The organism is Streptomyces sp. SID3343 (assembly GCF_009865215.1).
Classification (GTDB): domain Bacteria; phylum Actinomycetota; class Actinomycetes; order Streptomycetales; family Streptomycetaceae; genus Embleya.
Window position 1 is genome coordinate 1 of the sequence record NZ_WWJX01000423.1, and the last position, 10,791, is coordinate 10,791.

The window sequence follows — 10,791 nt, forward strand, 5'->3', positions numbered from 1 at the left end:
ACCGCGTCGAGGCCGAACGCGCCCGCCACGCCATCGCGTTGGCCGAGGCCGGCGGCCGGGTCGCCGTGGTGTCGTCGGGCGACGCGGGCGTGTTCGCGATGGCCTCCGCCGTCCTGGAGGCCGCCCACGAAAGCGCGACCGAGGTGCCGGTACGCGTGGTCGCCGGCCTGTCCGCGATGCAGGCGGTCGCGGCGCGCGCGGGGGCGCCGCTGGGCCACGACTTCTGCGTGATCAGCCTGTCCGCGATCCTCAAGCCGTGGGCCGTGATCGAACGCCGGCTGACCGCCGCCGCCGAGGCCGACCTCGCGGTCGCGATCTACAACCCGGCGTCCAAGACGCGCCGCACACAGGTGGCGGAGGCCCGCGACCTGTTCCTCAAGCACCGCGACCCGAACACGCCGGTGATCGTCGGTCGCGACGTGGGTGGTCCCACCGAATCCGTCACGGTCGTCCCTCTCGCCGAACTGGACCCGGATGTGGTGGACATGCGCACACTCCTGATCATCGGCTCGACCCAGACCCGCACCTACCCCCGCCCGGACGGCAGCACGGCCGTCTACACCCCCCGCCGCTACCCGGCCTGAGCATCAGTGGCGAGAGCTTGGAGTCGAAAGAGTCGAAAGCGTCGAAAGGAGTCACAGGACTCGCACGAGCCGCACGAGCCGCACGAGCCCCAGGGGTCGAAGCAGTCGAAGGGGTCGAAGGGGTCGAAGCGAGGGATCCTCCGCGTGTCGCCCTTCGACTCCAAGATCGCTTCCGTGCACGCGTGTGTCACAGTGAGAGCCGTGCCCGCCTCACCCTGCCGACGTCAGCACCCACCGCGCCGCCGCGTCCGCGTCCTCGACGCGGATCGCGGCCGTGATCGGCGGGCGGCGCAGCAGGACCACCGGGAGCCCGAGGTGTCGGGCGGCGGTGAGTTTGGCGGCGGTCAGGGCGCCGCCGCTGTCCTTGGTCACCACCGCGTCGATGCGTCGGTCGCGCATCAGGGCGATCTCGTCGGCAACCGTGAACGGGCCTCGGGACAACAGGACTTCGCACTGTCGCGGGAGCAGATCCGTGGGCGGTTCCACGCTCCGCAGCAGGAACCACAGGGCGTCGGCCGCCGCGTAGGGGGCGGTCTCCAGCCGGCCCGTGGTCAGGAATACCCGCTCCGCCAGGTCGGGCAGCAGCCGCGCCGCCGCGTGCGCCGAGTCGACCCAGTGCCAGTCGTCGCCGGCCACCGCGCTCCACCCCGGCCGTTGCAATCGCACGAGCGGCACCCCGACCTCGTCGCACGCCGCGACCGCGTTCGCCGAGATCCGGGCCGCGAACGGGTGCGTGGCATCCACCACCGCCGCGACGCGCCGCTCCCGCAACCAGCGCGCCAACCCCGCGACCCCGCCGAACCCGCCCACCCGCGTCTCCCCGACCGGCAGCACCGGCGCACTGGTCCGCCCGGCCAACGACGACACCACCCGCACCCCGGGGACGCCGTCGAGCCGCGCCGCCAACACGCGCGCGTCCGACGTACCACCCAGCACGAGCACCAGCCGCGCACCCACGCCCTCGCCCGTGCTCACGCCCGCCTCCACATCCGCATCTACATCCGCCTCCGCACCTACGACCGCGCGCACGTCCACACCACCCTTCACGAACGGCTCCGCACCCGATGACCGGCTCCGAAACCGGCCCCGAAACCGGCCCCGGCCCCGGCGCCGGCGCCGCGAAGCTGCGCTACGGCTGGACCACCGGCGCATGCGCGACCGCCGCGACCACGGCCGCCTACCAGGCGCTCCTGACCGGGGAGTTCCCCGACCCCGTGACCGTGCACCTCCCGGGCGGCCAGACCCCCGCGTTCGCGCTCGCGGTCGAGCGGCGCGGCGCCGAGGACGCGATGGCCGGCGTGGTCAAGGACGCCGGCGACGATCCCGACGTCACGCACGGCGCGTTGATCAGGGCCACCGTGCGGCACGCGGCCCCCGGGTCCGGGGTGACCTTCCGGGCCGGCCCCGGCGTCGGCACGGTGACCCTGCCCGGGCTGCCGCTCGCGGTCGGCGAGCCGGCCGTCAATCCGGTGCCGCGCACGCTCATCCGCGAGGCCGTCGCCCGGGTGGCCGGCCGCTACGGCGGCACCGGCGACGTCGTCGTGGAGTTGTCCGTGGACGACGGCGCGGAGATCGCCCGGCAGACCTGGAACCCACGCCTGGGCATCCTCGGCGGGCTGTCCATCCTGGGTACCACGGGGATCGTGATCCCCTACTCGTGCTCGGCCTGGATCGACTCGATCCGCCGCGGCATCGACGTGGCCGTCGCCACCGGCGAGACGCACGTCCTGGGCGCGACGGGCACGACGTCCGAGCGTGTGGGCGCGCAACTGTACGGCCTCTCCGGCACGGCCCTGCTCGACATGGGCGACTTCGCCGGCGCGCTGCTCAAGTACCTGCGCCGACACCCGATCCCGCGGTTGACCGTGGCCGGCGGCTTCGCCAAGCTCTCCAAGCTCGCGGACGGCCGGCTCGACCTGCACTCGGGCCGCTCGCGGATCAACCTCGCCGGCCTCGCCGAGCGGGCCCTTCGCGTCGGTGCGAGCGCCGACCTCGCGGACCGCATCCGCGCCGCCAACACCGCCCTGCACGCCCTCGAACTCGCCCGCGCCGAAGGCGTACCGCTGGGTGACGCCGTCGCCGAGGACGCCCGCGACGCGGCCCGCGACATCCTGCGCGGCAGCCCGATCGAGATCGGTGTCGACGTGGTCGCCATCGACCGCGGCGGCACGATCGTCGGCCGCGCGGGCGTCGTGCCGTAGACGGGTCACCGGGCGCGGGCTCACAACGACGCCTGCGCCGTCCGATCCCGCACGTCGCTGTACAGGTGGCTGTCGCAAAAACCGGGATCCGCCAGCACCCGCCCGACCATGATGACCGCGACCGACCGGATCCCGTTGTCGCGCACCAACGACACGAGATCGGCCAACTCGCCCCGCACCACCAGTTCGTCGGCGCGCGAAGCCCGGGCCACCACGGCGACCGGGCAGTCCGCGCCGTACAGCGGCGTCAACTCCGCGACCACACGCTCGACCCGACCCACCGCCAGATGCAGGACCAGCAGGGCGCCGGAGCGCCCGAGTGTGGTGAGGTCCTCCCCAACCGGCATCGCCGTCGCGTTGCCCTCGACCCTGGTCAGGATGACCGTCTGACCCACCGTCGGAAGCGTCAACTCCCGTCCCAGGGCGGCCGCGGCGGCGGCGAACGCCGGCACGCCGGGGGTGATGTCCCACGGGATGCCGAGCGCGTCCAACCGCCGCTGCTGCTCGGCGACGGCACTGAAGAAGGACGTGTCGCCGGACTGCAACCGGGCCACGTCCAGCCCGGCCGCGTGCGCGGCCCGCAGTTCCTCGACGATCTCGTCCAGGTTCAGTTCGGCGGTGTCCACGAGCCGAGCCCCTTCGGGCGCCGCGGCCACCAACTCCCGGGGCACCAGGGCCCCGGCGTACAGCACGACCGGCGACTCGGAGATGATCCGCAGCCCCCGCACGGTGATCAGGTCGGCCGCGCCGGGCCCTGCCCCGATGAAGTGAACGGTCACGGCTGTACTACTCCCCTTCGACGGAACGCGTTGCATCGGCGGAACGCGTAGGACTCGTGGAACCCACCGGCTCCGCACCACTCTTGGTCACTGCCCACTGGGTCACCGGCATCGCCGGCCGCCACCCGGTGAACCGGCCCACGGGCGTGGACCGGGCGACCTGAAGCCGGGTCAACTCCCCGCCGTACAGCGCGCGACAGCGCAACAGGTCGGCCTCGGTCTCGGCGACCACCGCGTTCGCCACGAGTCGGCCGCCGGGGCGCAACGCGGCCCAGCACCGTTCGACCACGCCGTCGACGGTCAGGCCGCCGCCGACGAAGATCGCGTCGGGGGTCGGGGCTCCCGCCAGGACGTCCGGCGCGTGCCCGACCACCACTCGCAACCCGGGCACGCCCAGGGTCGCGGCGTTGGCCCGAGCTCGCTCGGCCCGGTCCTCGCGCGCCTCGAACCCGATCGCGCTGCACGACGGGTGGACGCGCATCCACTCGATGCCGATGCTGCCGCTGCCCGCGCCGACATCCCACAGCAGCTCGCCGGGTCGCGGGCCGAGCGCGGCGAGCGTCACCGCGCGGATCTCGCGCTTGGTCAACTGACCGTCGTGCGCGTAGGCGTCGTCGGGCAGCCCCGGTACGCGGCTGAGTCCCGGGCCCGGGCCGCACTCGATCGCCAGCACGTTGAGGTCCGCGAACCGCCGTTCGGGCGCGGCGGCGAGCGCGTCCGCCGTGCCCGACCACACCGATTCGGTCGGTCCGCCGAGGTGTTCGAGGACCGTCAGCGCGCTCGTGCCGAAACCGCGTTCGCGCAGCAGTACCGCCGCGCGACCGGGGGTCGACCCGTCGGCGCTGAGCAGCAGGACCCGAGCCCCGGCGGTCAGTTCGGCGGCCAACGCCGCGAGCGGCCGGCCCACCGCGCTGACCACCGGAACGGTCTGTACCGGCCATCCCAGGCGCGCGCACGCGAGCGAGGTCGACGACGGCGCGGGCACGACCGTGACCCGCGCGGCCCCCAACTCCCGGACCAGCGTGGCCCCGACGCCGTAGAACATCGGATCCCCGCTCGCCAGCACGCACACCCGCCGCCGCGCGGCCGATTCGGCCACGAAGCCGACCGCGAACGGCGAGGGCCAGGGCAGGCGTTCGCCTCCGGCGGGGATCAGCGCCAGGTGCCGCGCGGCGCCCACCACGACATCGGCCCGGGCGACGACGGCGCGCGCCGCGGCCGACAGCCCGTCCCACCCGTCGTCCCCGATCCCGACCACCGTGACCGAGCCCGAGGGATCGACGCCGACGCGGGGCACCGAGCCCGAAGAATCGGACCCGACGCAGGGCACCGAGACCGAAGGATCGGACCCGACGCAGGGCACCGAGACGGAGGGTTCGGCCCCAACGGCCACCACCGAGACCGGGGGTTCGTCCCCGACACTGGACGCCGAGACCGAGGGTTCTACCCCAACGCAGGACACCGAGACCGAAGGTTCGGCCCCAACGCAGGACACCGAGACCGAGGGTTCGACCCCAACGGCCACCACCGAGCCCGAACAGCCCGGCCCCGGACCTGAAGCCGAACCCGAACCCGAACCCGAGGCCGGACCCGAACCCGGACCCGAAGCCGACCGCGCGCCCCCGGAAGCAGTTGCCGACCCCGAACCGAGCCCCCGCCGCACCCCCGCGGCCCCGGCAGCAAAGCCCAAGCCCACCCCCGGCCCCGCAGACGCGGACGCGGATGCCGACACCGAGGCGGACGCGGCAGCCACCCCCACCCCCGCCAACCCGGCCGCCGAGTCCGGCTCCGCCCTCGCCCCGCCCTCAGCCATCCGCCCCGTCCTCGCCGCCCTCCAGGTCGCCCTCGACGTCGAGGTACACCTCGCGCAGCCCCTCCAGCGTCGCCGGTTCCGGCTTCTCCCACATGCCGCGGTCGGCCGCCTCCAGCAACCGTTCGGAAATCCCGCGCAGCGCCCACGGGTTGGAGGTGCGCATGAACTCGCGGTTGGTCTCGTCCAGTACGTATTCGGCCGCGAGGCGCTCGTACATCCAGTCCGCGACCACACCCGTCGTCGCGTCGTAGCCGAACAGGTAGTCCACGGTCGCCGCGAGCTCGAACGCGCCCTTGTAGCCGTGCTTGCGCATCGCCTCGATCCAGCGCGGGTTGACCACGCGGGCGCGGAACACGCGCGCGGTCTCCTGCTGCAACGTGCGGGTGCGGACCGCGTCCGGCATCGTCGAGTCGCCGATGTACGCGGCCGGGGCGGTGCCGGTGAGCGCGCGCACCGCCGCGACCATGCCGCCGTGATACTGGAAGTAGTCGTCGGAGTCGGCGATGTCGTGCTCGCGCGTGTCGGTGTTCTTGGCCGCGACCGCGATCCTGCGATACGCGTCCTCCATGTCCTCGCGCGCGAACACCCCGTCCAGGTCCCGGCCGTAGGCGTAGCCGCCCCACGTCGCGTACACCTCGGCGAGGTCCGCGTCGTCGCGCCACGTGCGCGCGTCGATCAGCGGCAGCAGCCCCGCGCCGTACGCCCCGGGCCGCGACCCGAACACGCGCGTGGTCGCCCGCCGCGCGTCGCCGTGCCGCGCGGTGTCCGCCCGCACGTGGGCCCGCACGAAGTTGTCGGAATCCTCCTCGGCCAACTCCGCGACCAGGCGCACCGCGTCGTCGAGCAGCAGCACCACGTGCGGGAACGCGTCCCGGAAGAAGCCCGAGATGCGCACCGTGACGTCGATCCGCGGCCGGCCCAGGTCGGCGAGCGTGATCACCTCCAGGCCGGTCACCCGGCGCGACGCGTCGTCCCAGACGGGACGCACGCCGAGCAGCGCCAGCACCTCGGCGATGTCGTCGCCGCTCGTGCGCATCGCGCTCGTGCCCCACACCGAAAGGCCCACCGAACGCGGCCATTCGCCCGCGTTGTCGGTGCGATAGCGCTCCAACAGCGAGTCGGCGAGCGCCTGTCCGGTCTCCCACGCGAGCCGGCTGGGGATCGCCTTGGGGTCGACCGTGTAGAAGTTGCGCCCGGTAGGCAGCACGTTGACCAAGCCGCGCAGCGGCGACCCGCTGGGCCCGGCCGCCACGTAGCCGCCCTCCAACGCGTGCAGCACGGCGCCGATCTCGTCGCCGGTGCGGTCCAGGCGCGGCACGATCTCCGTCGCCGCGAACGCCAACACGTCGGCGACCGAGGCGGACGACGTGCCCAGCACGTCGTGCGTGACGGTGAGCGCCGCCGCCGGATCCCAGCCCGCGGCCTCCATCGCCGCCACGAGCCGGTGCGCGCGATCCTCCGCGTCGTCCGTCTCGGTGCGCGAGGCGCTGCCGCCCTCGACCAGGCCGAGCGACTCGCGCAGCCCCGGCAGCGCGGCGGCCTTGCCGCCCCACACCTGCCGGGCCCGGAGCATCGCGGTGACCAGGTTGATCCGGCCTTCCCCGGTGGGCGCGCTGCCCAGGATGTGCAGGCCCTCGCGGATCTGCGCGTCCTTGACCTCGCACAGCCACCCGTCCAGGTGCAGGATCAGGTCGTCGAACTCGGCCTCGTGCGGCCGGTCGGTGATGCCGAGGTCGTGGTCGAGCTTGGTGGCCTGGATCAGCGTCCAGATCTGCGCCTGGAGGGCCGGGCCCTTGGCGGGGTCGAGCGCCTGCACGTTGGCGTACTCGTCGAGCAGTTGCTCCAGGCGGGTCAGGTCGCCGTAGGTCTCCGCGCGCGCCATCGGCGGTACGAGGTGGTCGACGATGATCGCGTGCGCGCGCCGCTTGGCCTGGGCGCCCTCGCCCGGGTCGTTGACCAGGAACGGGTAGACCAGCGGCAGGTCGCCGAGCACCGCGTCGGGGCCGCACTCCGCCGACAGGCCGAGGTTCTTGCCCGGCAGCCACTCCAATGTGCCGTGCTTGCCCAGGTGGACGAGCGCGTGCGCGCCGAAGCCGCCGGGGCCGGCCGGGGCGTCCAACCACCAGTAGGCAGCGAGGTAGTGGTGGCTCGGCGGCAGGTCCGGGTCGTGGTAGATCGCAACCGGGTTCTCACCGAAGCCACGCGGCGGCTGGATGATCAGGATGACGTTGCCCGCGCGCAACGCCGCGAGCACGATCTCGCCCTCGGGGTCGCGCGAGTGGTCCACGTACAACTCGCCGGGCGGCGGGCCCCAGTGTTCCTCGATGTTGGCGCGCAGGCCGATCGGCAGCTTGGCGTAGCGCTCGCGGTAGTCGCCGGCCGAGATCCGGACCGGGTTGCCTTCAAGTTGGGCCTCGCTCAGCCACTCGGGGTCCTGGCCGCCGGCGGCGATCAGCGCGTGGATGAGCTTGTCGCCGTCCGGGGGTTCGAGGCCGGGCAGCGCGTCGGCGCCGTCGATCGCACCGACGTCGTAGCCGGCCTCGCGCATCGCGCGCAGCAGGGCCACCGCCGACGCGGGGGTGTCCAGGCCGACCGCGTTGCCGATCCGGGCGTGCTTGGTCGGATACGCGGACAGCACCACGCCGACCTTGCGCTCGGTCACCGGAATGTGGCGAAGTCGGGCATGGCGTACGGCGATTCCGGCCACCCGCGCGGCGCGTTCGGGGTCGGCGGCGTAGTAGGTGAGCCCGTCCTTGCCGGTCTCCTTGAAGGAGAACGGGACGGTGATCAGCCGGCCGTCGAACTCGGGCACCGCGACCTGGGTCGCGGCGTCCATCGGGGACAGGCCCGCGTCGCCGGCTTCCCATTCCGCGCGGCTGGTGGTCAGGCTGAGGGCCTGGAGGATGGTGATGTCGAGGCCGGCGAGCGCGCCGACGTCCCACTGCTCGTCGTCGCCGCCGGCGGAGACCTCGGCGGGTTTGGCCCCGCCCGCGCCGCCGGCCGCGAGGACGGTCACCAGGAGGGCGTCCACGTCCGCGAGCGCGGCGAAGAGCGACTCGTCGGCGCCGCGCAGGGACGCGCACCAGATCGGTACGGCCCGCCCGCCCGCGTCCTCGATCGCCGAGCACAGCGAGTCCACGAAGGCGGTGTTCCCGGCGAGGTGGTGGGCGCGGTAGTACAGCACGCCGACGGCGGGGCCGCTCACGTCGCGCGCCGGGCGGTCCAGGCGTCCCCACGCCGCGACCTCGACGGGCGGGTCGAAGCCGTGCCCGGTCAGCAGGAGCGTGTCGGAGAGGAAGCGGTAGAGCTGGGTGAGGTTGTCCGGGCCGCCTTGCGCGAGGTACTGGTGTGCCTGCGCGGTGACGCCGGCCGGGACCGTGGCCAGTTCCATCAGCGCCGCGTCGGCGGTGGCCTCACCGCTGAGCACGACGACCGGGCGCGGGCCCGCGAGCAGCGCGTCCAGGCCCGCTTCCCACGCGCGTCGGCCGCCGAGCAGGCGAACCACCACGAGGTCGGTGCCGTCCAGGAGCGCGGGCAGGTCGGCCACGTCGACGCGGGTGGGGTTGGCCAGGCGCCAGTCACCCGCGCTCGCCTTGGCGCTGAGCAGGTCTGTGTCGGACGTCGACAGGAGCAGGATCATCGGGCGCCTCCGCCGACGAAGGCGTGGCGGGCCACGGGGTGGATGCTGCGGATGCCTGAACTGCGGGTGCCGGAACCGCGGGTGTCAGAACTGCGGATGCCAGAACTGCGTATGCAAGAACGCCGGCAGGACGAAATCGTCACCTGGAGCGCCTCTCCGGGGTCCTCGCCCCATCGGACTCGGGGTGAGACGCGCAGTTCCTGACTCCCGGTCACGTCGTGTGCGCCGTACGTGTCACGTACGTCACCGACGACGGAGCCGGTCACAGTGGCGGGACCGTCCCGGGATCACACCGGGTTCCTGCCACGCCCTCCCCGCGCCGGTAGGGCCGGCGCGGGGTCAGCATTGCTCAGTGGCCCGCCTTGACGCAACATGCCCCAATCGGCGTCGGGCCCGGTGGTGACGGATGTCACGGACGGATCACGAGCCGGCCGCCGCGTGCGACCCGCCCGGGACCGGTCGGCGTTCAGCCCGCTCGCAGCCGTTCGACGAGCGCGCCGAACTCGGCCGTCACCTGTTCCGCGGTCCACTCCAGGGCCGCTCCGGCGACGGTGATCTCGGTGAACGAGAAGCCGGGCAGCCCCGGTTCGTCCCACTTTCCGGTCAGCCATACGCCGCGCTCGACGGCGAGGTCGACCCGGACGCGGTTGATCTCCTCGGCGGGATACGGCAGCCACACCTGGAACTGGTGGGTGTGCGGCACGGCCGGGTGGACGATCGCCTCGGGTACGGCGGCGAGGCCGGCCGCGATCACGGGGGCGTGCGCGACGTACGTGTCGAGCCGCGGCAGCGTCTCGTCGAGGGCCGCGAGCGCGTCGAGGGCCATCGGCCACGCCTGGAACGGCCGCCCGCCGTAGCGGTGTCGCCACGCGTGCGCCTCCTCGATCAGTTCGGCGCTGCCCGCGAGCGCGGCGCCGGCGCCCGCGCCGAGGGCTTTGTAGTACGACACGTAGACGGAGTCGAACAGGTCGACGATCTCGTGCAGCCCGTGTCCGAGCCCGGTGGTGCTCTCCCACAGGCGCGCGCCGTCCAGGTGCAGCGCGGCGCCGCGGTCGCGGGCGGCCTGTACGACGCCGAGCAGCTCGTCCCACGTGGGCAGCACGAATCCGTGCTCGCGCAAAGGGAGTTCGTAGAAGAGCGTGCCGAACCGTTCGCCGCTGCCGCGCACGTCCTCGGCGGTGAGTTGGCCGGGGCCCTCGCTCAGCACGAGCGGCCTGAGGCCGGCGACCACGGAGAGGGCGTCGCGCTCCCACTTGAGCGGGTGGGCGAGCGGGTGGATGCCGATCACGTCGGATCCGCTCGCGCCGGCGTGGCAGCGCAGCGCGACCTGTTGGGCCATCGTGCCGGTGGGGAACAGCAGGGCGGCCTCGGTGCCCAGCAGTTGCGCGGTCCGGGCCTCCAGGTGCGACACGGCGCCGCCGTCCCCGTACATGTCCGGCAGTTCGGCGGGGTCGAGTGCGTCGTCCGCGTACTTCGCCAATCGGGCCAGCCGCTCGGCGGTGGTCGGTGGGCGAACGCCGGACAGAATTCGATCACACTCGCGCATCACCCGTAGTTGCCTGATCCGGCCGGCGCTCACGTTGTCTGACATGACAGCATCATGCAACGCCGTGACGGCTGCGGCCGAACACGCGCACGGGCGGTACTCCACGCGCCACCGTGCGCAGGCATGGCACGCAAGCGGGGCCCGCGTCGAGAAGACGTGGGCCCCGCTTGTGAGTGATGTGTGCCGTCAGACGGTGATGTTCTCCGCCTGCGGGCCCTTCTGGCCCTG

Annotated in this window: 8 protein-coding genes and 1 riboswitch; of the genes, 3 read left to right on the plus strand and 5 right to left on the minus strand. The window is 73.5% G+C overall.

Annotated features, from left to right (window positions below):
- Positions 1 to 584 (plus strand): precorrin-3B C(17)-methyltransferase (locus GT354_RS13850; RefSeq protein WP_161356609.1); only part of this gene is annotated, 584 nt, incomplete at its 5' end.
- 210 nt (positions 585 to 794) lie between these two features.
- Here the strand turns inward: GT354_RS13850 and GT354_RS13855 are convergent.
- Complete coding sequence (locus GT354_RS13855) at positions 795 to 1,559, minus strand: cobalt-precorrin-6A reductase (RefSeq protein ID WP_346012019.1); 765 nt, start codon at positions 1,557 to 1,559, stop codon at positions 795 to 797.
- A gap of 89 nt (positions 1,560 to 1,648) precedes the next feature.
- On the opposite strand from GT354_RS13855, the gene GT354_RS13860 reads away from it, so the two are divergent.
- Entirely contained in the window at positions 1,649 to 2,785 is a 1,137-nt protein-coding gene (locus GT354_RS13860; protein ID WP_161356611.1) for a cobalt-precorrin-5B (C(1))-methyltransferase, read from the plus strand.
- Between the two features lie 20 nt (positions 2,786 to 2,805).
- Here the strand turns inward: GT354_RS13860 and cobM are convergent, their stop codons facing one another.
- The 4 genes from cobM to GT354_RS13880 all read right to left on the minus strand — a co-directional run bounded on the left by cobM (position 2,806) and on the right by GT354_RS13880 (position 10,608).
- Positions 2,806 to 3,564, minus strand: a complete 759-nt coding sequence (gene cobM, locus GT354_RS13865; RefSeq protein ID WP_161356612.1) for a precorrin-4 C(11)-methyltransferase — start codon at positions 3,562 to 3,564, stop codon at positions 2,806 to 2,808.
- A gap of 7 nt (positions 3,565 to 3,571) precedes the next feature.
- On the minus strand, positions 3,572 to 4,861 hold the full coding sequence (cbiE, locus tag GT354_RS13870) for a precorrin-6y C5,15-methyltransferase (decarboxylating) subunit CbiE (protein WP_346012020.1): 1,290 nt from the start codon (positions 4,859 to 4,861) through the stop codon (positions 3,572 to 3,574).
- Positions 4,862 to 5,369: 508 nt separating this feature from the next.
- Complete coding sequence (gene cobN, locus GT354_RS13875; protein WP_161356614.1) at positions 5,370 to 9,017, minus strand: cobaltochelatase subunit CobN; 3,648 nt, start codon at positions 9,015 to 9,017, stop codon at positions 5,370 to 5,372.
- Between the two features lie 194 nt (positions 9,018 to 9,211).
- Positions 9,212 to 9,320, minus strand: a riboswitch (cobalamin riboswitch).
- A 163-nt stretch (positions 9,321 to 9,483) separates the two neighbouring features.
- Positions 9,484 to 10,608 carry a beta-eliminating lyase-related protein gene (locus GT354_RS13880; RefSeq protein WP_161356615.1) on the minus strand — a complete coding sequence of 375 codons (1,125 nt, stop codon included), beginning with the start codon at positions 10,606 to 10,608 and terminating at the stop codon, positions 9,484 to 9,486.
- Between GT354_RS13880 and GT354_RS53955 the strand changes: the two genes are divergently transcribed.
- Positions 10,607 to 10,791: hypothetical protein (locus tag GT354_RS53955; RefSeq protein ID WP_237534795.1), on the plus strand; the 185-nt coding region annotated here is incomplete at its 3' end. The genes GT354_RS13880 and GT354_RS53955 overlap by 2 nt on opposite strands.

Excerpts from the sequence above, each read along its gene's own strand:
- cobN (WP_161356614.1), bottom strand. The coding sequence starts at position 9,017 with ATGATCCTGCTCCTGTCGACGTCCGACACAGACCTGCTCAGCGCCAAG.
- GT354_RS13880 (WP_161356615.1), bottom strand. The coding sequence starts at position 10,608 with ATGTCAGACAACGTGAGCGCCGGCCGGATCAGGCAACTACGGGTGATG.
- GT354_RS13860 (WP_161356611.1), top strand. The coding sequence starts at position 1,649 with ATGACCGGCTCCGAAACCGGCCCCGAAACCGGCCCCGGCCCCGGCGCC.